A 23076-nucleotide genomic window follows, 5' to 3' on the forward strand; every position below is an offset into this window, starting at 1 on the left:
CACAAATTGCGATCTCTGCCATAGCCCAAGGCATAGGTTGACGAGGGCGGCTGGGGCGACAAGATAGAACCGTAGTCGCCAGCTTCTCCTCAAGACGAAGGGCTTTGCCGATCCTCGGTGAAGCTTTAGGCCTGTTGACCTTTTGGGCACCTTTCCTTCTGAGTTCCCTAAGGCTAATGTGAGCTCATACTATTTGTACTTTTTGGATAGGTTCCGATGGTGATCGTGCTCATTGTCTTGAGCATCTGGCTGTTGCTCAACATCCTCTTCGTGTTGACCGTGGTTCCCCCCCGCAAGCCGCGGCGCCAATCGCGACCACTGGCGGCCACTCTCTCCGCTGCCCCACTTGACCCGAACCGCCGAGAAATCGAGCAAGATGAGCCCTTCTCGCTCCGCCATGTGGTCGCCTCAGTGGCTATGGGCGCATTCTTCGTTCTTGTGCCGCCACTGCTAGCGCTACGCGATGCAATCGTCCGCCTTTTCAGGAAAAGGTCTGGAAACGAAAACTAGGGTCGTCTACGGCCTCTCCTCTAAACTCAGGGCCTAATACGCTTCCTGGAACAGCACCGCTGACGCCGTGCGCGCCATGATCTTCAGATCCAGCCAGATGCTCCAATTGCTGACGTACCACACGTCGTATTCCACCCTATTTTCCATGAGATCGATCGTCGGCGTCTCTCCCCGGAAGCCGTTCACCTGAGCCCAGCCTGTCAGGCCCGGCTTCATGTGATGGCGGTAGACGTATTTGCTGATGAGTTCGTCATAGTAATTGTCGTGGGCGAGCGCGTGCGGACGTGGCCCGACCAGAGACATCTCGCCGCGCAAGACGTTCCAAAGCTGCGGCAATTCATCGATGCTCGTCATCCGAAGGAACCGGCCGATCTTGGTGACGCGCGCATCCTGCCTGGTTGCCTGCGCAATCGTGTGCCCATTTTCGCAAACCGTCATGGTGCGGAATTTCCATATCTCGAAAGGCTTGCCGTTGAACCCGCGGCGCGACTGCCGGAAGATGGCGGTTCCCGGTGAACCAAGCTTGACCAATAGGGCGACGGTCAACAGGAGCGGCGCGAGTATGATCAGCGCAAACAAGGCGACCCCAATGTCGAGACAGCGCTTTTGCAGCCGCTCGAAGACACTGAGGGGCGGCCGTTGAATCTCCACCGCCACGGTCCCACCGACGGGTAGGAACGGGCGCGACACGAGGTCAGCCATCGAATCGTCCGGCAGAAGACGCACCGGCTGGGGCACCGCGCGCAGGTACGGCCCGAGCTTTCGAATCATAGGCAATTCATTCCAATCGATCGCGACGAGATATTCGTCGACGTCCGCCTGACGCGACTGACGAATAACATCCCGTATCTGTCGCTCCCAATTGCCATCGCCGCTGTCGATCCCGAGCACGAAGTGGCGCATGACATCGAAGCCGTTCCTGCGCAGATCCTTGAAGCGGCTCGAGGTGAAATCGAGCGGCTTCAGACTCAGCAGAATCACCTTGCGATCGACCAACCTGCTCCTGGCATAATTTGTCCCCAGTACGAACTGCCAGATAAAACGCAGACTGATCAATCCAGCGCCGCCAATTGCGGCGAAAGTGATCACTGTACCGCGAGACAGATTATCCGTCGATTTCAGCAAAAATGCCGCGACAGCGAGGATCGTCAACGACGCCAACCATATGAACACGGCCTTGCGAAGCTGCCAGACGAGATTCAGCAAACGATGGGTGGCATAGACATCTTGGAAATATGCCACCGAGACGAACACAACGCCGACAATCAGGCCGGCACCCATCGAAACGCCCTCGACTGTGGAAGCAATCACAGCGCTATAGAGCTCTGCCGCAGCACCATAACTGAGCAAGATCAGCAAGAAGTCAGCGGCGATGACGACGATCTGAAATGGCCTCTGAAGAGCCGTGGCGCGCCTTGATGACAGCGCGCCAGCGTTTTCAGAACCAAAAGTTGCAACAGCCATTCGAACCTCTGCTATCGAGAGTGCCTGACGCTGATCCGTGATGCTGAAGATCCGTCACTTCCCCGAAGCCAACCTGTGAAGTGAACACAGCGATATTGTGGCGTCGCACGCAAAACTTTTGCAACGCAGAAATACATCTCGATTTTTTGAGATGGTTCGTTGCGCGATGAAGAATGCGTCACAGTGCTGACATACGATCCAGCTTGCTGCCCCATTTTGAATCAAGTTCCACATCGGACTCGATGTAGTTGATATGAAGACTGCTGGTTCGTCTCTGATATCTTCTACCGCGCGTCCTGCGTACGTGGCTCGAAAGAGACAACCGAATCGATTACGCGAATTTCGATGAATTGCGATCTAGAGCTGCATCCGCGAGATTGCCTGATTTGCTCGACCCGTGCCGACAAGCTAAGCAAGCGAGCAAACATCACGCTTTCCGTGGACAAAATCAGGCTGTCAGAGAAGCGGGCTTCCCTTTTTATCTTCTCCTGCCGCGGACCGACTTGGCAAAACTATCCCCTACCAACAGACCGAGTACGCGCCATGATATCTCTTGCCCGATCAAACCCGCCAATTCACAAGCCGCAATTGCCAGACGGCGTTCGGATTTACGCGATCTCGGATATTCATGGCTGCTCGCATTTGTTGCAGCCCATGCTGCGGGTGGTCGACGCTGACGTTGCCCACAGTCGACCGCGCCATGCGATCGAAGTGTTCATGGGCGACTATATCGATCGCGGGCCGGATACGCGTACCACCCTCGACATCCTGATCGAACGAAGCCGGCGAGGAAACGCGGTTTTCCTCAGGGGAAATCACGAGTCATTTCTGGTGAGGGTCTTCGAAGACCCATCCTTATTCGAAGATTGGCTTCGCGTCGGCGGCGCCCAGACACTGATGTCCTATGGGCTCGCGCCGCCGGATCTGAAGCGTAACGATCCCGTGTCGATACTGCGCGACTTGATCCGCACAATGCCTGGCGAACATCTGGAATTCCTGGACGCTTTGCGGCTCAGCTTTACCTGTGGCGACTTCTTCTTTGTCCACGCCGGCGTCCGTCCCGGTGTTCCTTTAGCCGAGCAAAGAGAAGACGACCTGCTCTGGATTCGAGAAGAATTCCTTCGGAGCGAAGAGCAGTTCGGCAAGTACATCGTGCACGGCCACACCCCGGTCCGTGCCGCAGAAATCCTGGCGAACCGCGTCAATATCGATACCGGCGCCTATGCCACGGGCAATCTGACTCTCATGAGCATACAAGGCAGCCGCATGCTCGCCGTGTGAGCAGTCAGCAAACGTTTGCTCATGGCCACGAAGATCATTCGCCCGAAGGATCGAGCTGGGCTGGGACGCGACGAGGGATTCACCTAGTTGAGGGCGTGCGGCTTTTCCCGCCGAGCTCCCGTTTGGGCCATCCAGTTGCTCCAGGCTTGCTCATGCTTGGCGTAGAGCTCCAGCCACCGCTGCCCAGGCTTGTCCTGATCAATACGACGATCCGCGCCTGGAAGAGCGTCGGGATTGTCCAACGTCTCGAACTCGATGGTCTCCGCAATGGACAGACCGACAAGGACACGCTGTCCGCCGCCATCAACGATGTACCGTCGCGGAGCGTCCTTCTTTGGCTCGGTCATGTCCTATGCCCACCTTTCATCAGCAAGAACCGGGCGCCGCTCCCCGCGCGGGGCCGTCGTTCGTTGCAGCCGCCAGGCGCGAAGCGCGGATTCTAACGGAACGCCAGCGCAGAAGATCAAAGCGGGGACAAATGCAGAAGCCATGGAGTCGTCCTAAGTGGTGCTTGGCCATCTGCATCGAGCAGTGTGTCGACATCATGATTCATGATGGCTGTCGGCGCCGAAAGATTGTTCACGCCTGATCCCGTATCAGCAGCAGCATCTTTCATGCCCAGCCGTTGAGCGATCCCTAGCCCGCTGCACCGATCCATCCAAGCCGAAGGTTGCTCTTGAAACTGTTCGGTCGAAATTATCCCGTCATCGAGCAGAACCAGCGCACCTGAAAATTGGACTTGCAGCCAATCTGCGGCACGTCGTGCTTGCAACCTTTAGGAAGGCGTCGCATTATTTCTCTCCTATTTTGAGAGGGATCGATCCTATGAACTTCCGCACCTTTGCTCCAATCATTGCTCTTTCTGTTCTTGGCGTCGCCTTGGTCGCGACCGCAGCTCCAGCCGCGGAGCTCGCGCTTGCTCCGGTGCATCACCGTGCGGCCTACGTCCGAACCGGTTACGTGTTTTGGGATGAGGTCTACCCACCTGCGATCTATGGCCCCCAACTTCGCTCGGTGGAGGAAGTTGCGGCCATGAAGGCGGAGGCACGACCGGTGTCCCATCGCTGGTGGGGATATTGGTACGCTCGGTGAACGCAAGGGCGTTTAGCCAACAGCTGCGTTCGACTCTGAACCGCCGCAACACCAAGCAGTCGGTGGCGGCAGTTTTGTTTGGGCCGCTTGACTGCTTCGATCCCATCCGGGACGGAATGCCTACAAGGCCTGCGCGGCAAGACGCACCTTTTGGACGAAGTTAAACTGGTAGAAGCGCCGCATGCCGTCATCGTGACGATCGCCGGCCCGTCGTTTCGCTACCAGGCTCCCTCAAACCCGGGACCTGACCGGTTTCGAACTGCGGTGTCGGGCGAAAATCGCAGACAGCGCGGATCCTCGGTCATCATTGTGGAAGTGACTGTGCGGTAGCGCCGTGTCGCTGAGAAGGCCACTACTTCGGTGGCGCACCCCGCTCCCAAGGCCGCTTGCCATCCGCCCCCCTGTCCCAAGGGCGCGATGTCGGGGCGTTCTTTTCCTCCACGACCGCCCGCGCGCGATCGGCCTGGACCTGTTCGCGATCGGTTAATGGTGCCTTGGGAGGTAGCGGTTCGCTTTGCGCGGACATAGGCGTGATGACGAACAGCATCACCAGAATGATTTTCCTCATTCCCGGCTGTAACACGGCGGCCGGAAGCTGTCCGGTCTATTCGTCGGCCCCAACGAACGGGAATTAACAAGGCAAGTCTACCAAAGGCGGCGCCCTTTCCGATCGGAAGAGCGGAAGAAATGTCGCAAATCAAGGGGTTAGAAGCCTAATTCCCGCGACCTGGAAGCGGGAAATTGACCAAGCTTTTAGCGGGAAACGAAGATTGCCCGATCGCGAAAGGCTCGCCGCAATGTCCCCTCATCCGAGCGCACGCGGCCCGAACTCCGGAACCCAAGCCTAGCAGCGATGACCGGCCATCAAATCGAAAGAGAAGGCACAGCGAGCCATGCGGAACGGCTGGTTCAAATCCAGCATCGCACTCCCAATCGAGTGCTTACTCTCTACCTGCTCGTCATGATGTCAGGCGCTCGACTCCCCAGCAAGCCGGCCGGGGGTCAAGCATTTCAACCTACCTTGAACGGCAAGGGGTTCGGCTGCGTGACCGATCGACAAATGGCGCGCGCTGATAACCTCACCGATCAGCCTCAAGGCGCGCAGCGTCGGGGCGCCTGGTTGAAAGCTACATTTTTGCGCCGCCGGCTACAGGCCCAAGCGCTTGCGCAGAGCGTCACGTTCTTCGCGCAATTCGCGAACCCTTTGAGCACTGGCGGACTGCATTTCCTGCCATTCAATGCGATCTTCTGCGGTCCACAGGTAGGACTCGCGATTGAGCCGACCTTTCTGAACCTTATCAAATTCCAGGTATAGTTCGATTTCGCGCTCAACCTGGTCCAGTTGTTCCTGGAGAGTTCTCGGCATCAGCCGTTCCTTCGGCTTTGCCTCTAGGCCGTGCACGTGGCTAGCGGGGTTTGGCTCGACGATGAATGGGGGCTTGGAGGAGCGATCACGCAATCCTTCCACACCCTCCGCGCCGAACCGCTTGGCCCATTTTGCGACGGTCTTCGGCGTCGTGTTGAATAGGTGAGCCACGTCGACTGCTTTCAACCCGCCTTGGACCACGCTTCGCACCATCGCCTCTCGACCTTTGGGCGTCAAAGGCGCATCCTTGTGGAAGTACTCCGGCCTCTCCTTGGAACACTGAAACTTTGGAACACTGAAGCTTCGCAACCTCAGTTTCCTTAGTTCAGACCGGATGGACAACCTCCTGAGAGACTACATCTAGCTCGCTTCGATCTTCGGTGTAACCTGTGCGACGATCACCAGGCCACTCTCTCGTATAGAACTTGACTGTGCGGAAGATCATCTTTGCCGGCCAGTAGGTTCCTTCCAGCTCACTCCGTTTGAGTACCGGGACACGTTGAAGTCACTCGGGGAGCGGCATCGAAGACGAGGCAGGAACTCTGAAGAGATAGAGACGCGCCGCGGTTCTTTCGTGGGCTTTTGGTTCTAGTTCCTTGTGGCTTTAAATTGTGACTTTTAGATGAGTAGCCGCTGCCGCCGCTCACTCGCTCGAAGTTTGCCTCCACCTATCGCAAGCGCAAGTCTATGCGCGAGACCTGATGGCTGCAGAAAGGACTGAGATTCCCGTGCGATTGGAGCGTTACTGTTTCAAACTGGCGCAAGGACGGCGCCAACAGAAGATCCGGTTCGTTTCGTCCAGACAAGCGGCGTCGATGCGCTACATCATATCGTGTGGTTCAATCTGAAGGACCGACGCCATTTCACCGGCGGCTCGGATGCGCCGCACCGTGCAGGACATCAGATGCGCGCTCGCCACCTCGTTCACAAATGGTTGGCGGCAGCGCTGGTCGAGCAACCGAGTGCGGTGTTCGAGGCCGAGATTATGTTGCCCCCTGAAAGCATTTCCGTGGCTTGCGTACTCGGTTTCTCAGTTCTGGCTACGTTGGCGTGGTTCGTGTTGCTGTCAGCTGGCGATGAGACTTGGAGCTCAAGCCGACAAACGGCGCGCATCTAGATTGCATTGCGAAGTTTGTCTCCATCAAATCCACGGCGGTTACGCACGACCCGCGCGGGCTCGCCGACGGCTATGGCCTCGGGACATATGTCCTTGAACACCGTGCTCCGCGCGCCCACGACGGCGCCTCTGCCGACCCTCACCCCCGGCGCAACAAACACATCGCTCGCGATCCACACTTGATCGTCAACCACGATCGGCGCGGTGACGTAGCTGAACGAGATATCGTCCATGTCATGCGATCCCGTGCAGAGATAAGAGCGCTGCGAAATTACGGAATGAGAGCCGATCGAAATGTGGTCCAGGCTGTAGAGTTCGACGTGATCACCGATCCAGGAGAAGTCACCTATCCTGATTTTCCAGGGATAAGTCACGCGCACTGTCGGTCGCAGCAGCACCTTACGGCCGATCTTCGCTCCGAACAGGCGCAACAGAAAGCGCCGCCATGCAAAAAACGGCTGAGGCGAAAGTGCGAAGAGTGTAGACTGCACGAGCTGCCAAAGCAGCACGACGACCGCCCCACGTCCGCGAAACCCCGGCGGTACCCGAAATTGATCCAACTTCTGGAATTCGCGCATTGTGGTAAGCTCGACGGATTGAGGGAAGGCTACGTTCGCCGATTGACGTTGGCCGATCGTTGGTTCGCCAGGTAAGCCTCATAGGCGCGTCGTATCCCGGCCTTCAATGGGATCTGTGCCCGCCACCCGAGTTCTGACAGACGGCTGACGTCGAGCAGCTTGCGCGGCGTCCCGTCAGGACGGGTCGGGTCGAAAGCAATCCCCCCTTGATAGTCTACAATGTCGGCAACCACATGAGCGAGTTCGGCAATCGTGATGTCGCTGCCAGTCCCGACGTTGATCGCTTCGGCGCCCGAATAGGTCTTCATCAGGTGAATACAGGCGTCCGCCATGTCATCAACGAAGAGGAATTCGCGGCGCGGCGATCCACTCCCCCAGATGACGACGCTCGTGCTTCCCGCGACCCTGGCTTCGTGAAAGCGCCGGATCAGGGCGGCTGCAACATGGCTGTATTCCGGATGATAGTTATCTCCCGGGCCATAGAGATTGGTCGGCATCACGCTGATAAAGTCCGAGCCATATTGGCTCCGATAGGCCTCGGCCATCTTGACGCCAGCTATCTTGGCGACCGCATAGGGCTCGTTGGTCGGCTCGAGCGCCCCAGTCAAGATCGAATCTTCGCGCAAGGGCTGAGGCGCAAATTTTGGATAGATACAGGACGAGCCGAGGAACATCAGCTTTTCGACACCGTTGACATGAGCAGCATGGATGACGTTGGCTGCGATTGCGATGTTCTCGTAGATGAACTCGGCGCGAAGCGTGTCGTTGGCGGCGATGCCTCCCACCTTGGCCGCGGCCACGAACACGATCTGCGGCCGCACTTTTGCGAACCAATCGAACACCTGCGCCTGATTGATCAGGTCGACTTCGCTCCGCTCAGTGGTGCGCAATCGCACGTTTTCCTTCGCCAGCCTACGCGTCAGCGCACTGCCGACCATGCCGCGATGCCCGGCGACGTAGACGCTCTTGCCATTCAGTTCAAACCGGGTGGGTGCCACCGGAGCGCTCCCGCCTTGCAATCTTCAAATCGCTTTCCACCATCTCCTGCACGAGCTGGCCGAAAGTCCGCTTCGGCTTCCAACCCAGCATCTTGTTCGCTTTGCTTGCGTCGCCGACCAGAATATCCACTTCGGTAGGCCGGAAATAGGTCGGATCGATTCGAACCACCGTCTTGCCGCTGCTTCTGTCGATGCCGGTCTCATCGACGCCCTTGCCGCGCCATTCGATCTCACGCCCCACCTCCCTGAACGAGAGTTCAACCATCTCGCGCACGGAGCGCGTCTCGCCGGTAGCGAGCACGAAATCGTCCGGCTTATCCGCCTGCATGATCAAGTGCATACCTTCGACATAGTCCTTGGCATGCCCCCAGTCGCGTTTCGCCTCGAGATTACCGAGGTAAAGCGTGTCCTCGATCCCAACCTCGATGCGGGCAACGCTGCGGGTGATCTTGCGGGTTACGAATGTTTCACCCCGGATCGGGCTCTCATGGTTGAACAAGATGCCGTTGCTGGCGAACATCCCATAGGCTTCCCGGTAATTGACCGTGATCCAGTATCCGTAGAGCTTCGCGACGCCGTAGGGCGATCGCGGATAAAACGGCGTGGTCTCGCGCTGCGGGATCTCCTGCACCAACCCATAGAGCTCCGAGGTGGACGCTTGGTAGAACCGCGTCTCCTTCTCCATGCCCAGGATGCGGATCGCCTCCAGGAGCCTCAGCACACCGATGGCGTCGGCGTTCGCGGTGTATTCGGGACTCTCGAAACTGACGCCGACATGGCTCTGCGCGGCGAGATTGTAGATCTCCGTCGGCCTGATCTGCTGCACCAGCCTAATCAGATTTGTGGAATCCGTCATGTCGCCGTAGTGCATGAGGAAGGGCACTTCGCCGAGGTGCGGGTCGCGATAGAGATGATCTACACGAGCGGTATTGAAAGAAGACGAACGTCGTTTGATGCCGTGAACGACATAACCGAGCGAGATGAGGTGCTCTGCAAGATAGGCACCGTCTTGTCCGGTAACGCCCGTGATCAGCGCAGTACGTCCACTCATACGCGAGATCCTACCTTTGATCGCCGAGAAAAGAAACCAGACCGATCGAATAGCTCGACCGTCGGGACATGTAGAAGCCATCTTCCACGCAGGTCAATCCTCGCAGGAAGTGATCATTAACGCCGGACATCTCCCGACGTGCCGCACGTCAGGGTAGAGGAAGAGCTTTATTGAGCGAAGTCGCCGTCCGCTCGTTAACTGCACCAGGACTGTCCTCGCACCTGTCCGGCAGACCGCATATCGAACTCATGTTGTCGATCCAACGACGCACGATAGTACGGCGATCCCAATGCTCAATGGAACGCTTACGCCCCTCTGCACCGAGCCTCTCGCGAAGAGAAGGATCTTCGCTCATCTGGAGAATGGCATCTGCTATAAGGCGCACGTCTCCCGCCGGAACGACCCAACCTGCACTCTGCACTTCGACGGCAAGACCGGTGCCCTGTTCCGCCATGGCGATGACTGGGCGCGCGGACGCAAACATCGCCCCCAATTTGGACGGCAACACAAGGTCTGCCGCCTCCGGCCTCTGCGGTAGAACGTGAAGGTCAGCCGTCGCCAGCAGTTGGTTGAAACTCTCGTTAGGCTGCAGCCCCAGGAAATGAACTCTCGGATTCTCAGAAGCCATTTCGACCAATTTTGCCTTGTATGGCCCTTCGCCAGCCAAGATGAAATGGAGTCGAGGATTGCCCTGAAGAAGAGCGGCGGCTTCGATCAGGAGATCAAGCCCTTGCTTGGTCGACATCGTGCCGGAGTAAAGTGCAACGACGTCATCTCTGTCGATATTGAGGGCTTCGCGATATTTCGTTTCCTTCGAACAAGGAAATATAGCATCCGTGTCGATCCAGTTTCTGATCTCAGTCGTTTTCTGCGCATCAATGTTCTTGTCCCACAAACGCTCCACCATTTGCGGGCAGATGCTGGAGACGCGATCAAACGAGCGGAGTATTGCCGCTTCGATCCTGAGCATCACCTTGCGCAGTGACCGATTCCGGAGCAATCCGAGACCAAATGCGGCATCGATCTCGAGGTCTTGCACATGAAGCCACGATTTGGCGCCGATGCGACGAGCAACGAAGGAGACGAATCGAGCCGACATCAACGACGGCGCGACGGAGAGAACGATGTCAGGCCGCCAAGAATATGCCTCGATCGCCACCGGTAACAGGCTCGTCAGGGCGAAAGAAAAGTGATGAAGCAGACGCTTTATACCGGTCGGGTGCTTAGGCACGTAGATCGGCGTTCGCACGACGCCAACGCCCCCAATGGTCGAGCGCCTGAAATAGGAGAAATCGGAACCAGCAGGGATGCTCCAGGCCGGATAGTAGGGAGGCGCCGTGATGACCCTGACCTCATGGCCTTCGGCAACAAGACTTTCGCAAAGCTCGGTGTTGTATTTCGCCACGCCGACCAGATCGGGAGCGTAATTGATGCCAACCAAAAGAATACGCATTCAATTCAAACCCTGGATAAATATTCTCGTAACCAAAACTCGCCGCCGACCAGCCAATGAATGGGCGCATTGGTCTCATAGTCACCGCTAAATCTTTCGCGGCCTCGGCCCGTGGGCTTCTCAGGCGCAATATCCAGGTCACCAGGCTGGATACAGACGCGGCTTCGCGCGAAATAGTATCGACCAGGCACGTTTCTGCCCAACAGGCCGGCTAGCCACTGGCCGACGCCAGCGTCGCGGTCCTTAAATTTCCTGCTCAAGAAGCGCATCCGAAATCGCTAACAGGGCAGTATGTTATCCCGAGGCTTCCGTTCCTAGCGGAGTGGCAGCTCTCCTGAGCAGAGTAAAGACATGAACATTTTAATGATGAACGCGCGCTGCCTGAAATCTGAGGCGGGGCCTGCGAAAGGGAGCCTCTCCCGAAGCATGCTGCCTAATAAGCTCGGCGTAGAATCGGACCGGTCGCAGTCACGCAGACGCGGTCCCAATACCAGCCGTAGGGCGTCTCGACGCGAGCTTGCGGGCAGCGGCGCCGCGGCACGTAGCGGTAGGGATATGAGTGAGCCCAGAATGTGACCGGGGTTGCGTATTCGACCTGCATGGAAGCTGCAGGTGTTGGCAACTGCATTGCTGCCGATGCCTGCTGCCCGGCCGAAAAGAATATCGCCGATACCAACAGTCCCAAACGCGGGATTATTTGCTTTGCCATCACGTCCCCCTGCCCTTGCCAATCTGGCGCCAAATCTCGTCCAAGCACAACGATTCGAACATCAGCCAGCCGTCCAGCCGTTTTTTAGCAATCGGACGGGGAAAAGGCAAACGGACCGCAGCGCGCCTGTTTTCCCAGCCGGTCACGCCTAATCAGGTCCGCTAAAGGCCCCCGTCCCGTCCTTAGCTGGCGCTCGCCGGTATTCGCCACGAATGAACTGGGTGCTGACGGCCTGAAACAGCGGAGCATTCTCCCTGCCAAGGCCCGCGAAGACGAGGATGTCGCGCAGAGTTCGCCACCGACTTTCGTCGTATTCGCCGATACGGGCCCCAACCGGCAGCACCAGGGACCGCTGCTGCTCCAGTTCGAACCTGACCCGCTCGGGAGCCAGCGCCGACCGGTCAAAATCGACGATGACCGGCACGGCCCTACCGTAATCAGCATAAGCGAATTTCCAACCTCGCACCAAGCCGTGCAACAGATCGGCAATTTCCGACGGCCGGTCCCGAAGCAAGTCGTTGCTGGCGAAATAAACCTGCCCAGGCACGTGAATCGCGTAGTCCTGAGGTTTTATGACGGTCAATGGAACGTAGTTCGCGCTCGTCGGGCTCGGCTGCTGATTGATCGGGACGATAATCGCGTCCACCTCCCCAGATCGTAGCGCCTGGAAGTCGGCCCGGTCGGGGACCTTCACGATCTGGCTACGTGGTAATCGAAGGCTGGCGATCATGGCGTCAAAGATGACCTCTGCCTCACTCCCCGCACGGTAACCAACGCGCTTGCCGAGAAGGTCGTCCGGACGATGCAAAGCCGACTGCTTGAGCGCAAAAATAGCGACCGAAGTGTCGAGAAAGCTCGCGGCAAAGGCCGTAACAGGAGCGCCCCGCCAAAGCGCCAGCAGGAATTTCTGGCCCGTCGTAACGCCGATTGCCTTCTCTCGTGCAACTGTTTCGACGAAGTTCGGATCGTCCGGAAGCGCCCGCACAACGACTCCTGGGTTGAAATAGCCCTCCTTGGTCGCAATCATTTCCCCAGCGAAACGAGCGGCGTAGGGGCCATCCAGGAAGAGGCTGGCCTGAAAGGAGGACTCGGCTGGGACGTCGGCTGGCGTAACGTCAGGGACCAAGGCGAACACAACACCTGTTGCGAGGAGCGCGACGAGGCTGATGGCCATACCGCGGGTCAATCTTGGTCCCGATCGCCGTCGGTAACCCATGCAGGAAACCCTCCACCTTCAATCTTGTATTCGAAACGACAAAAGTGCGATACAACGTCACCAAAAGTAAGGTTATTTTATCTTTCGTCTTTTTGGACTGCGGCATTCACTGATAGCACGCGCACGCGATTTTCTCGTGGTCTTGAGTTTGAAATCATGACAATTGCATCGGCTCGCCCCACCTCGGCTGCGGATTCTCCGGTAGAAATTCGCATTTTCGACGAGCTTAACTCCACACGCTCTAGCCTTGCACTGAGATGGTTACGCCCCAACGTTGTCGAACTGCTGGCTCCGTTCGCCGACGCGACCATTCTCGTGGCAAGCGGCGTCGCTTGTGCTGTTGGCTACCAGATCTACGCACGGTCAGCGCACGACCACCTGGACGTCTACATCGCGCTAAGCTTGTTCGTTGCGCTGAACTTCACACTCCTCATCAAGGTCCAGCACGGGTACAGCCTCAAGAACTTCACTAACCTGCCGCGGATATTCAAACAGACACTGGCAACGTGGACCGGCCTGTTCGGCGCGCTCATTGTCATAATCTTCGCGATGAAGGCCAGCAGCCAAATCTCGCGCGGCACGATAATCTCGTTCTACCTCGTCGGCCCGGTCCTGCTTCTGCTGTCGAAGGCTGCCATAGCGCGATTTGTCAAGGCGGCGGTGCGTACCGGTGCCTTTGCCAAGCGGCGCGCCGTGGCAATTGCCGAGCTTGGGCTGGCTTCATCCGAGGAAATGGCAGAACTCGCACAGCATGGCTACCGGATCACTCGGCTCATGGAGATTCGTTCGGAATGGCTCAGTTTGCCGTCGCTCATTCCGTCCATCGCCCCCCGCCTCGAGGAGCTCATCGCTTATGCGCGAGAGAACAAGATCGAGCAGATATTCCTGATGTTCAAGTGGGACCATCGGCAAGCGATCGACAAGGTCGTCGACGCGTTGAAAATCCTTCCGATACCGATAAATCTCGTACCGGACCCGAACGTCTCGAGGTTCTTGCGCTACCCGCTGACTAATGTCGGAAACACATTGATCGCAGAGCTCCGGCGTGCGCCGCTCTCGCGCGCGGAACGGGCTGTCAAACGCACATTCGACCTGATCGGCGCCACCCTTGGGCTGGTGATATTCGCGCCGGTCTTGCTAGTGACCTCGATCATGATCAAAGCCACGTCGAAGGGGCCGGTGCTCTTTCGACAGACCCGCAACGGCTTCAACGGCCGCGCCTTCAAGATCTTCAAATTTCGCACCATGCGCGTGCTCGAGGATGGACCGATCATTGTGCAGGCCCGCAGGAACGACCCGCGCGTAACACCGGTCGGCAGATGGCTGCGCAAGGCGTCGATCGACGAACTGCCGCAGCTCTTCAATGTCCTCCTGGGCGACATGTCGCTGGTCGGCCCCCGCCCCCACGCTGCTGCCCACAACTCGGAATATGAGCAAGTTATCAGCAATTACGCGTTCCGCCAGCATGTCAAACCGGGCATCACTGGCTGGGCCCAGGTCAACGGCAATCGCGGCGAGACGCTGACGCTCGACATGATGAACTCCCGGGTCGATCTGGATTTGTGGTACATCAACAACTGGAGCATCTGGCTCGACGCTAGAATCATCTTGCGGACGACAGTGCAGGTGACCAGTGATCCAGTGGCCTACTGACCCTTCGCACTACCCCTCCCCGTAACTGGAGCCGGCCTATTGAATCAACCGAGTCGGCAAGCGTTACAGGCGCGCCAGGACGTAATCTGCACGCTCAAACCGAGAAGCCTGGGCAGTTAACTTTGTCCTTCAAACAAGCTCGCATCAGCCCCCAAGGAAATAGCCTGGGGCTCCGCCTCCCCCTATAACCTTGAGGGACCGAGGCACCATTGTTCGACAGACCTATCGCCCGCAGCAGCAATCCAATCTCAGGAAGATGAAAAGCTACTTCATTAAGTATTTCGTTCTGAGCTGCGAGCAGGTCATTTTCAGCTTGTCGAACTTTCTCTACTTGACCGTGGTCGCTCGCCGGCTGCCGCTGGCTGAATTCGCCGAGCTGACCCTTGGATATACCTGCTATCTCATTCTCATTGGCGCACATCACGCCCTTATTTGCGATCCCATCATCGCGACTGGAATCAGGGAGCAGGAAAGCCAAAAGTCATTGTTGCGGCGCCTATGGACGGTCAACGTCATCTTTTGCTGCCTGGCGTTGGTCGCAGGATGCGCACTCGTGTTGAACAGCCACACTCACGAAATGCAAACGCTTACGGTTGCAGCTCTCGCTTTCCTGTTCTTCAGCTTTGCCGGTCCGGTTCAATTCATGCGCCGAATTATGCACATTCAGGGGCATGTGCAGGCATCGGCTGTGGCGGCAGCGGCGTATGCAACGGTTTTGATCTTCTCGGCCTGGATGCTGCCGCACGTCAATCTGGAATCGCACTTTGCCTATACGGTACCCTTCATCCTCGGCAATCTGATCTTTCTGGTGTCGGGGAGGCGAAACGTCCCGCCGAAGACCGACGATCACCAGAACATCTCGCTGAAATCCCATTTCCGGGCTGGATATTCGTTCCTGATAAGCAACCTGCTTGGCCTGGCGACGACCAACATCTATCCGTTCGTTTTCGTGTTTCTGAACTCGCCTGAAGCCGTTGCAAGCTATCGACTGATGTTCGCCGTGATAGCCCCGTTCGCTCAGTTGCTTGGTGGGCTCTCGGGATTTATCACGCCGCGCATTGCCGTCGCGAGGATCAGTCAGATTGAAACCCCTCACCTACTCATCCTGGCCCTGATCGTCTTCGCTCCGCTGCCATTGGCCGTAGCCGCAATCTGGTTCGGCAGCGACGCGGCCACTCTCATCTTTGGCGCCAAGTATGCCGCGCTGGGAGCATCCATTCCCGTTGCTTTGATTTCCACGAGTTTCGCCCTCGCGCTTGCAACTATTGGAATGTGGTTGAGGGCCAATGCCCGCCTGGGACTGATGCAAGCCGGCGGCCTGATCTCCGCAGCGATAACGGCCGTCATCGCGCTTCCAATTTGCTCGGCGCTCGGTGTTACCGGTGCGTTCGTATCCCTGGCGATAGCCAATGGCGCCGCGGCGCTTTGGGTGGCATTTAGGGGCACTTCGCGCCGCATCCGAATGCAACCGGGTTAGCTAATTACTCGAGCGACGCTTCCGGAGTGATCCCGTGGCGTGCTGGGGGCGCTCGACGAGCATAGACAGCGCGCTTCGTAACGAGGAGCAGGACTGCCGAAGCCACGACGGTGGAACTATGGATCGCCCATTCTGACCAGCCCACCTGAAACGGACCTCGAAGCAAAATCATGCAAAGCATCGGCGAAAGACACAAGATGAAGTACAATGGCGACAGTTTTTGCGCACTGAGCCCGCGACGTTCGACCCGGTCGAGAACGTAGACGATCGCGCAAGACATCAGCATCGCTCCGACAATCCCGAAGCTGAAATATCCCTCCACGGGCGGCGGAGCCGAAACGTTATCGGTGCCAAAGCCCTTCAGAATGAAAATGTAATCGTGCATGATCTCACCGACCGTTCTTCCCTTTCCTGCCCACAGGTCGCGCGGGACGAAGAACAGCAACGCACCGATGATATTCGATCCGTATTCGAGGCCCTTCATATCGACCCACATGATTGCATAGCAGAACAGGTCGAGGCCCGAAAAATCCGGATGAACGAAGAACTGGGAAAACGGCCGCTGGTCGAGAGTGACGTTTGCGTACCGGAAAATGGATCCGAATATCGGAGACGCCAGCAAGCCCGCGAAATAGGTGACGAGAAACAGCCGGACGCTTCGAGGATCAAATAGCACAAGAACGCAGAATACAATCAACGTAGAGGAGCGAAAACGTGCAGAGATGAGCGGATTGTTGATGAACAGACCCACCAAGAGCAGGATCGCAAAACACGTTGCCCAGCCCATGTTCCGGCGAGCAAGAGCGACGCTCCCGGCAATGACCGGAGCAACCAGCGTGAATGGCCGAAAGAATGCAGTGACCAGAATGTTGATCATCTTGCTTTCGCCGACCACCGAACCGAAGGCCTCACGATTGACCTGAAGTAATGACGAGCCGAGATAACCGATCAATCCGAGCGATACGACGGCGGACGCAACCGCCAATAGTACGTAGTTCGGGTTTGGTTCGGCGGCGAGGCTCCTGTCCAAAAAGCGATTGTAGCGGGGTTCGGGAGCACGAAATGGACGATAGATCACGAAGCACAGGCCCACGATCGTCATAAACGTCGAAAGGAAGCTGGCCAATACGACGAGACTTAGATCGGTGAAAACTGGGTCGAAGTCGTTTCCGATCTGCTGAAGCGGCGCCACCGCCAGGAACAGGAGGTTGAAGACGAAAAAGACGACAAACAGCAGGTATGATCTGGCCAGAGCGATCTTCAATCCGAACAGGGCTACGATCCCATTCACGCCGAGTACCACGGCAGCGACCAGCGATGCACGTGGGTTATCCCAGGCTTCCGTGAACGAAAGGAATAAATAGGCCGCGGCTGAGCCGATCACGACGTAGTCGAAGACGCTTTTGGGCGTCACGTGCATCTGAGAGGCGGCTGTGCTGTGCGAGAACCGAATCATGCCTCAACAACTTCGACTTTCGCAAGCGGCGCAGGAACAGCACGTTCGACCTGCAGTCGACTTCGGCGCAGATCGTTCGATAGAGGATATCCCTGTCGCATTAACGATCCGAACTCGCTCACCTTGCAGCCGAAGTTCAAGTAAGATATTTCCCATAACCTAACAGATATCAACGAAATATTTCCTAAATGTCGATTCCCTCGACCCGGATTTGCGAACTCCTTGCACGGCACACCTCTGTGAACCGGCGTCAACTTCTTTCCTCCGGGATTCTACTTGCCGGAGCATCCTCGATGCCGGCTCTGGCGGACCCGGCGGAGGCTGGGACGAAGCCAGGAGCGCCGACGAAGAAGGTTTACGCACATTGGCACTGGTTTCCGACGTCGTTCGACAACTGGCCTCCGGAGAAGGATCAGTACGCCGACTACATGTCGCCAGACGGATCCCAGGGCAAACTTAAGTCCGAAGGCGGTTTCATCCGGGAACGGCCTCTGCCTCGCCCTCCACGACCCGAAGCGAACTGGGCCGTGCTGGATATGCTCGAGGAGATCAAGACGGCGGACCACATCGGGCTCAACGGATTCCTGTTCAACATGGGGGGCATAGACGACGGTTCGCCCTACATGGTGAATTTGCGCAATATGCTTGAGGCCGCCCAAAAAGGACCGCCGGGGTTCGAAATTGTGCTGTCAATCGATACGGTGATCCTGGTGAAGACGCCGGTTGAAGCGATCGCTGACGCCATCCTCAAGCTGGCGCAGACCCCCCACGTCGCGCGGCACACCGACGGCCGGCTGGTGCTGGGCGCCTTTTCGCCCGAGCAGTGGGACATCGGGCGCTGGAAAGAGCTGTTGCAACGACTGACCAGGGGCGGAGAGAAGGTTTTCTTTTTTCCTACGTTTCTCGATGCGCGCAAGATCATCGACTTCATGGAGCTGATCGATGGCGCATCGATGTGGGGGGTCGACAAGTTGAGCGACGTCCCCCTGCTCAAGCGGGTGGGAAGGCTGGTCAAGCAAGCTGGAAAGGTCTGGGCATCCATCGTGTGGCCTCAGGACTTCCGGCCTCATAACCGGTGGTTCTCGGAATGCCGCAACAGTGAACTGTTCCGGGTTTCATGGACCGCGGCGATGGAGATCGAGTCCGATGTGGTCAACATCGCCACTTGGAACGACTATTCCGAAGGATCCGAAATTCGACCGTCTACCAGCATTCAATATGCGTTTTATGATCTCGCCGCGTTTTATATCGCCTGGTTCAAGAAGGGCACGATGCCGCCGATCACTGAAGACGTCATTTTCTATTTTCATCGAATCGAGTCTACCGAGGCGCGTGGAACGGGTACTGCTCAACCTTTCAGATTCGCGACCAATCTGGTCAGCCGCTTCGCTGATCCGCCCCAAAACGAAATCGAGTTGCTCGCGCTCCTCAAGGAGCCGGGCAAGCTCACGATCAGTACAGCGAAAGATTCCAAGAGCCTGAACGCGAAAGCCGGAATTACGTCGTTTCGGATTCCCTTGGTGCCTGGCAGGGTGAGTTTTCAGCTCAGCCGCGAAAACGCGACAGTCATATCCCTCCCGAGCGCGTACGAAATCCGCGAGACGTCGACGTACCAGGATTTGCTCTATCACGCCGGCTCGTCTTCCCGTCCGCCCGTTTAGCATTTTTCGATCATCTGTTCGACAGGGACAGCAGGATTACTGATAAATTGAGATCATCATCTCCCTTTGCGCGACAGCTTCAATGAGTTCCTGCATGCATTCAACCTTCTTTCCGGAATTAGCTGCTGGCGGCTTCTCGAGAATCGACGGTACGATTGCGTTCTACCAACGCGTGAGTGCCCTTGTGACACCAAGTACCACCATGATCGATTTCGGCGCAGGCCGGGGCGCGATACATGAGGACACCACCTCAGACTACCGTCGCAACCTCTGCAATTTCAAGGGACGCGTCGCCAGAGTCATTGGATTGGACGTCGATGACGCGGTCTTGACCAACCCGTCGCTCGATGAAGCAATGCTTTTCGACTCAACGGGGCGCGCGCCTCTGGCAGCGAGCTGCGCCGATATCATCGTATCGGATTGCACATTCGAGCATATTTCCGACCCGGCTCGAAGCACCGCCGAAATGGATAGGTTGTTGAAGCCCGGCGGCTGGATCTGTGCGCGGACGCCAAACAGGCACGGCTACATTGCGCTGGCCAATCGACTAATCCCCAACGGACTGAGCCGAACCATCCTCAGCTCGGCGCAACCCGAGCGCAAGGACAAGGACATCTTTCCCGCGGTTTACCGCCTGAATACGCCGGCTACCCTACAAAGGTACTTCCAGCCGGCGCGTTTCGATCACTTTGTATATGCCTGGGACGCTGAGCCCGCCTACCACGCCAACAATCGCGGCGTGTATCGGGCGTTCCAGCTCGTTCAATCGCTGACCCCTCCCGCCTTCAAGACGGTCTTGATGGTCTTCATCCGGAAGAAGTCCGACCGTTAGCGAACGTCATGTCCCTCAGGGGCGCACGGCCGCGATACACTTTCGAAATAAACCTTAAAGACTAGATTTGAACAAACTGTCGCACTTTCGGCTATCTTGGATCGGTGCGAGGAACGACTATGTTGAAGATTCTCATTCAAGCTCTTTTCCTATTTTTCCCCTGGAAGATCCGTCGGCTGGCCCTCAACGCGATCCCCGGTTTTTCCATCCACCGCGATGCACGGGTCGGTCTCTCCTTGATTCGCGCCGACGAATGCGTCCTGGAATCAAAGACCTATATCGGGCATCTCAACTATATCGGCCGGCTCGATCGGTTGCAGATGGATGAAGATGCGGTGATCGGCAACTTGAACTGGATCGGAGGATTGTCAACTCGTCTGAACTCACCGGCCTTCCGGACCAAAGCGAAGCGACGTTCCGATCTAATCATGCGCAAGGCGAGTTTGGTGATGAGCCAGCACTACATCGACTGCACAGACCGTATCGAGTTTCGTCCGTTCTGCGGTCTTGCTGGCTTCCGTAGCCAATTGCTGACTCACGGAGTCAATCCAATATCAGCCCGGCAGACATGCTCTCCAATTACGATCGGCGCAAATACGATGATCGGCACGGGGGTGATCATCTTGCAGGGCGTTACCATCCCGGATAATTGCGTGGTGGCCTCTGGTGCGGTTGTAACTCACGTCGCGCAACAGGAGTACTCGATGATCGGCGGGAATCCCGCGGTTCACCAGCGAGACATTTCCAAGAACGCCAAGATCTTTCACCGTACAGTTGCTACAGTAATGTGACATTCAGAGAATATAACGGCCCTGATCCGCAACGGCCAAGATTTGGCACCAAAGGCACTCCTTGGAGGATGCTGCGGCCGACCAAGAAGCTTTTCTGGCGCTAAGGGACCGATGATCTGGTGGCTTGTAAAATGATCGTCTTGGCAGGTCCTCTTCCTCCACCGGTTCATGGCGCGGCTCTCATCACCAGGCGAGTCGCTGACAGTTTGCTCGTCGCAGGATTTCAGCTCGCACTCTGCGATACCTCGCCAGGCGACGCGCGCAGCCGGTGGCGGCATCACTTCAATCGTGTACGCGCATACGTCCGATGCGCGCGAACTATCGTTCGTCGACGGGAAGCCTCTGCAGTCTACTTGTCACTGTCCGGAGGATATGGACTGCTCTATGACCTCGTGCTGGTCGCCCTTGCGAGGTTGCGGGGCAAGAGGATCGCGTTCCATCACCACAGTTTTGCGTACCTGACGAAGCGTAGCGCTATCCTGGCGTCCATTGTCCGCGTGGCCGGTACCAATCAGATTCATATTGCCCTGTGTCCCAAGATGGCGGCAACACTTTCCGAGCTGTACGGCCGGCAACTGAAACCCGCGATCATTTCCAATCTGGCGTTTTTCGATTTGCCGACGGTCGGATGGCGAAGTAGCGATCGTGAACTCCGCTCCATAGGCTATCTTTCGAACATCTCGTTTGAAAAGGGAATCGACCGGTTTTTCGATCTGATGGCCAAGCTGAGAGAGCACGAATGCGACCTGACGGGACGAATCGCCGGTCCATGCGCCGATCTCGAAATGGAGAATTACATCAATCGCCGTGCGAGCGAGATTGGCGGAATCGAATATGTGGGGCCCGTGTACGATGATGCCAAGGCGCGCTTTCTCTCCTCGATAGACGTTCTGGTATTTCCGACGCGATACGTTAACGAGGCGCAGCCTCTCGTCATCTATGAGGCCCAGGTGGCGGGGGTCATTGTTGCCGCCTCCAGCCGCGGATGCATTTCGAACATGGTTCCGCAAGGATTGCTGCTGGATCCAAGCGCGTCAGATCTGGACAAGATCGTCGCCCAGATCCTCGCTTGGCAAAAGTCACGCGTTGCCTTTCAAGCCATCCTGAGCGAAGCCGAGAGCCATCGCGCAATGTTGCTCGTTCAGCGCGAGGGCGACGCCGCGAATTTTATAGGACTGTTCGAGGGCCACGCGATTACATGAGCCGGCGTCCGCGACAACCTTCATTTTTGAGATAGCGAATATCGAAAGGTCGACATCTTCATCATTCCGAGAATTATGTCGACCCGCTGATAGCCGTAGACGGTCGCATTGTTGCAGTGATCACTGTTGTAATAGCAAACCTTGACCCTGATCATTCGAGAACAGTTGTTCTTTACACTCACGATATGGTCCATCAGCTCGCCGTTCATGACATGCCCCTTAGCAGCGGCTTCGACATCGAGGCAGGGACGATTGGCGGCGTCACGGATGACAGGCGTGTCCGACGTGTCCGCGGCCCCTTGCATCCTGAATGCGGGTCCCGCGCTCTGCGCGTAGGCCGGCAGGTCGTGGATCAAAGTCAATGCAAGAACCATACAGGTCAGCAGGACGAGCCGAAAGAGCGATCGAATCATTGCCGCCACATCCTTTCAGGCAAATTGACTCCTGGCACGTGAGCCTTCACGCCGTCGTATGCCAGCTTTTTTGCGAAGGCTTCTCGAGCGACCATGTTAACCCGCCCGAGACTCGCCAACAATCTGTCCTTCTGGGGCCAACCGACGCCAGTCAGGTTGCGTGCCGCATCATCGGTGAACTCGCTCTCAACCATGCCGGCAAACTCGGAAACGACCTTCCGCTGCAGCTCCTCACTAAGCAACGGGAATATCGCGAGCGCCAATCTGTTACGGCGGAGTGCGATCCAGCCTTCGTTTGGTCCGGCTGCATACGATTGCTCGAGATAGCGGACATTTCCTGCGTCGAAACCATAACGCTCGTTCTTCACCCAATACAGCATCAGCCAAAGAAAGGCGTCGGCCGGAGCGAGCATCAACGACGATTTCAACTTGTCCTCCGCGGCCGCCAATTTGCGATCGGGGTCACCGAGACTCCTTGCCTGCAACGCCTCCTCGGCGGAGCGAAGTGCAATCAGCGCCCGGGCTCGTACCAGGTCAGGATACCAGCGAGCTAGTTGGGAGCTGGCATCGATGCGCGACGCGATCGGATCCAGAGTGCCTGGCTTGAATTGTTCACCGACCAGGATCCGCACGGCCACGGAGCTGACTTGCGCCTCGGCCCAGAAAGGCGGCAACGCGATCAGCGACCAGACTACGCCAGCAAGTCCCGCCAGAACCGACACGCCACGGCAATATTTCTGCCAAGGCGCGTCCATG

At 57.3% G+C, this 23076-nt stretch carries 20 protein-coding genes; 9 read left to right on the forward strand and 11 right to left on the reverse strand.

Annotation, left to right across the window (positions count from 1 at the left end):
- Positions 1 to 216: 216 nt before the first annotated feature.
- On the forward strand, positions 217 to 510 hold the full coding sequence (locus ABIA96_RS26960; protein ID WP_354140070.1) for a hypothetical protein: 294 nt from the start codon (positions 217 to 219) through the stop codon (positions 508 to 510).
- Positions 511 to 543: 33 nt separating this feature from the next.
- Here ABIA96_RS26960 and ABIA96_RS26965 read toward each other — a convergent pair whose 3' ends face one another.
- Positions 544 to 1974, reverse strand: a complete 1431-nt coding sequence (locus ABIA96_RS26965; protein WP_354140071.1) for an undecaprenyl-phosphate glucose phosphotransferase — start codon at positions 1972 to 1974, stop codon at positions 544 to 546.
- Between the two features lie 543 nt (positions 1975 to 2517).
- Between ABIA96_RS26965 and ABIA96_RS26970 the strand changes: the two genes are divergently transcribed.
- A complete protein-coding gene (locus ABIA96_RS26970) occupies positions 2518 to 3255 on the forward strand; it encodes a metallophosphoesterase family protein (RefSeq protein ID WP_354140072.1) in 738 nt (245 codons plus the stop codon).
- 83 nt (positions 3256 to 3338) lie between these two features.
- Here the strand turns inward: ABIA96_RS26970 and ABIA96_RS26975 are convergent, their stop codons facing one another.
- Complete coding sequence (locus ABIA96_RS26975) at positions 3339 to 3602, reverse strand: hypothetical protein (RefSeq protein ID WP_354140073.1); 264 nt, start codon at positions 3600 to 3602, stop codon at positions 3339 to 3341.
- A 478-nt stretch (positions 3603 to 4080) separates the two neighbouring features.
- Between ABIA96_RS26975 and ABIA96_RS26980 the strand changes: the two genes are divergently transcribed.
- Positions 4081 to 4347: a hypothetical protein gene (locus tag ABIA96_RS26980; RefSeq protein ID WP_354140074.1), complete on the forward strand. Its 267-nt coding sequence runs from the start codon at positions 4081 to 4083 to the stop codon at positions 4345 to 4347.
- Positions 4348 to 5494: 1147 nt separating this feature from the next.
- On the opposite strand, the gene ABIA96_RS26985 is transcribed toward ABIA96_RS26980, so the two are convergent.
- From ABIA96_RS26985 to ABIA96_RS27010, 6 genes are all read right to left on the reverse strand, one after another.
- On the reverse strand, positions 5495 to 5950 hold the full coding sequence (locus ABIA96_RS26985; RefSeq protein ID WP_354140075.1) for a helix-turn-helix domain-containing protein: 456 nt from the start codon (positions 5948 to 5950) through the stop codon (positions 5495 to 5497).
- Positions 5951 to 6826: 876 nt separating this feature from the next.
- Positions 6827 to 7408 carry a putative colanic acid biosynthesis acetyltransferase gene (locus ABIA96_RS26990; protein ID WP_354140076.1) on the reverse strand — a complete coding sequence of 194 codons (582 nt, stop codon included), beginning with the start codon at positions 7406 to 7408 and terminating at the stop codon, positions 6827 to 6829.
- A 29-nt stretch (positions 7409 to 7437) separates the two neighbouring features.
- Entirely contained in the window at positions 7438 to 8406 is a 969-nt protein-coding gene (fcl, locus tag ABIA96_RS26995) for a GDP-L-fucose synthase (RefSeq protein ID WP_354140077.1), read from the reverse strand.
- Positions 8387 to 9457: a GDP-mannose 4,6-dehydratase gene (gmd, locus tag ABIA96_RS27000; RefSeq protein WP_354140078.1), complete on the reverse strand. Its 1071-nt coding sequence runs from the start codon at positions 9455 to 9457 to the stop codon at positions 8387 to 8389. Before gmd ends, fcl begins: the two co-directional genes overlap by 20 nt.
- 148 nt (positions 9458 to 9605) lie before the next feature.
- Positions 9606 to 10910 (reverse strand): WcaI family glycosyltransferase, encoded by a 1305-nt coding sequence (locus ABIA96_RS27005; RefSeq protein WP_354140079.1) that lies wholly within the window; start codon positions 10908 to 10910, stop codon positions 9606 to 9608.
- Between the two features lie 857 nt (positions 10911 to 11767).
- Positions 11768 to 12793 carry an ABC transporter substrate-binding protein gene (locus ABIA96_RS27010; protein WP_354140080.1) on the reverse strand — a complete coding sequence of 342 codons (1026 nt, stop codon included), beginning with the start codon at positions 12791 to 12793 and terminating at the stop codon, positions 11768 to 11770.
- Between the two features lie 198 nt (positions 12794 to 12991).
- Between ABIA96_RS27010 and ABIA96_RS27015 the strand changes: the two genes are divergently transcribed.
- Together ABIA96_RS27015 and ABIA96_RS27020 are read left to right on the forward strand one after the other, a co-directional pair.
- A complete protein-coding gene (locus ABIA96_RS27015) occupies positions 12992 to 14488 on the forward strand; it encodes an undecaprenyl-phosphate glucose phosphotransferase (protein ID WP_354140081.1) in 1497 nt (498 codons plus the stop codon).
- 256 nt (positions 14489 to 14744) lie between these two features.
- The gene (locus ABIA96_RS27020) at positions 14745 to 15965 is read left to right on the forward strand and encodes a lipopolysaccharide biosynthesis protein (RefSeq protein WP_354140082.1); all 1221 of its coding nucleotides are present in this window, start codon (positions 14745 to 14747) and stop codon (positions 15963 to 15965) included.
- 4 nt (positions 15966 to 15969) lie between these two features.
- Here the strand turns inward: ABIA96_RS27020 and ABIA96_RS27025 are convergent, their stop codons facing one another.
- The gene (locus ABIA96_RS27025; protein WP_354140083.1) at positions 15970 to 17421 is read right to left on the reverse strand and encodes a hypothetical protein; all 1452 of its coding nucleotides are present in this window, start codon (positions 17419 to 17421) and stop codon (positions 15970 to 15972) included.
- A gap of 293 nt (positions 17422 to 17714) precedes the next feature.
- On the opposite strand from ABIA96_RS27025, the gene ABIA96_RS27030 reads away from it, so the two are divergent.
- The 4 genes from ABIA96_RS27030 to ABIA96_RS27045 all read left to right on the forward strand — a co-directional run bounded on the left by ABIA96_RS27030 (position 17715) and on the right by ABIA96_RS27045 (position 21907).
- On the forward strand, positions 17715 to 19082 hold the full coding sequence (locus ABIA96_RS27030; protein WP_354140084.1) for an endo-1,3-alpha-glucanase family glycosylhydrolase: 1368 nt from the start codon (positions 17715 to 17717) through the stop codon (positions 19080 to 19082).
- 94 nt (positions 19083 to 19176) lie between these two features.
- Positions 19177 to 19914 carry a class I SAM-dependent methyltransferase gene (locus tag ABIA96_RS27035; RefSeq protein ID WP_354140085.1) on the forward strand — a complete coding sequence of 246 codons (738 nt, stop codon included), beginning with the start codon at positions 19177 to 19179 and terminating at the stop codon, positions 19912 to 19914.
- A gap of 119 nt (positions 19915 to 20033) precedes the next feature.
- Positions 20034 to 20705: an acyltransferase gene (locus tag ABIA96_RS27040; RefSeq protein ID WP_354140086.1), complete on the forward strand. Its 672-nt coding sequence runs from the start codon at positions 20034 to 20036 to the stop codon at positions 20703 to 20705.
- Between the two features lie 353 nt (positions 20706 to 21058).
- Positions 21059 to 21907 (forward strand): glycosyltransferase family 4 protein, encoded by an 849-nt coding sequence (locus tag ABIA96_RS27045; protein ID WP_354140087.1) that lies wholly within the window; start codon positions 21059 to 21061, stop codon positions 21905 to 21907.
- A gap of 20 nt (positions 21908 to 21927) precedes the next feature.
- Here ABIA96_RS27045 and ABIA96_RS27050 read toward each other — a convergent pair whose 3' ends face one another.
- Positions 21928 to 22320 (reverse strand): hypothetical protein, encoded by a 393-nt coding sequence (locus ABIA96_RS27050; RefSeq protein WP_354140088.1) that lies wholly within the window; start codon positions 22318 to 22320, stop codon positions 21928 to 21930.
- A complete protein-coding gene (locus ABIA96_RS27055; RefSeq protein WP_354140089.1) occupies positions 22317 to 23075 on the reverse strand; it encodes a hypothetical protein in 759 nt (252 codons plus the stop codon). The genes ABIA96_RS27050 and ABIA96_RS27055 overlap by 4 nt, the downstream gene beginning before the upstream one ends.
- Position 23076: the final 1 nt, after the last annotated feature.

Source organism: Bradyrhizobium sp. LB11.1, assembly GCF_040549385.1.
Lineage (GTDB): Bacteria > Pseudomonadota > Alphaproteobacteria > Rhizobiales > Xanthobacteraceae > Bradyrhizobium.

Coding starts and splice junctions, on each gene's coding strand:
- ABIA96_RS26960 (WP_354140070.1), top strand. CDS start 217: ATGGTGATCGTGCTCATTGTCTTGAGCATCTGGCTGTTGCTCAACATC.
- ABIA96_RS27020 (WP_354140082.1), top strand. CDS start 14,745: ATGAAAAGCTACTTCATTAAGTATTTCGTTCTGAGCTGCGAGCAGGTC.
- ABIA96_RS27030 (WP_354140084.1), top strand. CDS start 17,715: ATGCCGGCTCTGGCGGACCCGGCGGAGGCTGGGACGAAGCCAGGAGCG.
- ABIA96_RS27015 (WP_354140081.1), top strand. CDS start 12,992: ATGACAATTGCATCGGCTCGCCCCACCTCGGCTGCGGATTCTCCGGTA.
- ABIA96_RS26965 (WP_354140071.1), bottom strand. CDS start 1,974: ATGGCTGTTGCAACTTTTGGTTCTGAAAACGCTGGCGCGCTGTCATCA.
- ABIA96_RS27025 (WP_354140083.1), bottom strand. CDS start 17,421: ATGATTCGGTTCTCGCACAGCACAGCCGCCTCTCAGATGCACGTGACG.
- ABIA96_RS26990 (WP_354140076.1), bottom strand. CDS start 7,408: ATGCGCGAATTCCAGAAGTTGGATCAATTTCGGGTACCGCCGGGGTTT.
- ABIA96_RS27050 (WP_354140088.1), bottom strand. CDS start 22,320: ATGATTCGATCGCTCTTTCGGCTCGTCCTGCTGACCTGTATGGTTCTT.
- gmd (WP_354140078.1), bottom strand. CDS start 9,457: ATGAGTGGACGTACTGCGCTGATCACGGGCGTTACCGGACAAGACGGT.
- ABIA96_RS26980 (WP_354140074.1), top strand. CDS start 4,081: ATGAACTTCCGCACCTTTGCTCCAATCATTGCTCTTTCTGTTCTTGGC.
- ABIA96_RS27010 (WP_354140080.1), bottom strand. CDS start 12,793: ATGGCCATCAGCCTCGTCGCGCTCCTCGCAACAGGTGTTGTGTTCGCC.
- ABIA96_RS26970 (WP_354140072.1), top strand. CDS start 2,518: ATGATATCTCTTGCCCGATCAAACCCGCCAATTCACAAGCCGCAATTG.
- ABIA96_RS27040 (WP_354140086.1), top strand. CDS start 20,034: ATGTTGAAGATTCTCATTCAAGCTCTTTTCCTATTTTTCCCCTGGAAG.
- ABIA96_RS26975 (WP_354140073.1), bottom strand. CDS start 3,602: ATGACCGAGCCAAAGAAGGACGCTCCGCGACGGTACATCGTTGATGGC.
- ABIA96_RS27055 (WP_354140089.1), bottom strand. CDS start 23,075: ATGGACGCGCCTTGGCAGAAATATTGCCGTGGCGTGTCGGTTCTGGCG.
- ABIA96_RS27005 (WP_354140079.1), bottom strand. CDS start 10,910: ATGCGTATTCTTTTGGTTGGCATCAATTACGCTCCCGATCTGGTCGGC.
- ABIA96_RS27035 (WP_354140085.1), top strand. CDS start 19,177: ATGCATTCAACCTTCTTTCCGGAATTAGCTGCTGGCGGCTTCTCGAGA.